This window comes from Streptococcus sp. CCH8-H5, assembly GCF_001556505.1.
Classification (GTDB): domain Bacteria; phylum Bacillota; class Bacilli; order Lactobacillales; family Streptococcaceae; genus Streptococcus.
This window is the reverse complement of record NZ_LSIZ01000103.1, coordinates 1-267: the sequence shown is the minus strand read 5'-3', so window position 1 is coordinate 267 and position 267 is coordinate 1. Positions and strand designations below refer to the sequence as shown.

The 267-nt window shown below is 43.1% G+C and carries 1 protein-coding gene; it reads left to right on the top strand.

Features of this window, described 5'->3' with window-relative positions:
• Positions 1–267, top strand: a 267-nt coding sequence (locus AX663_RS06270) for a Rib/alpha-like domain-containing protein (protein ID WP_269449896.1), incomplete at both ends; no start/stop codon positions are given.

The window sequence follows — 267 nt, the reverse complement described above, 5'->3', positions numbered from 1 at the left end:
ATTTACCAAGTGGAACAACATACGAGTTCAAGACACCAGTAGATACAGCTACAGAAGGTGAGAAAGACGCTACAGTCGTTGTGACATACCCAGATGGTTCAACGGATGAAGTACCAGTTAAGGTCACTGTTAAAGATCCACGTACCGATGCGGATAAGAATGATCCAACAGCTAAGGCACAAACAGTGACTCCAGGTTCAACACCAAATGCGCAAGATTCAATTGGTAATGTTGCAGATTTACCAAGTGGAACAACATACGAGTTCA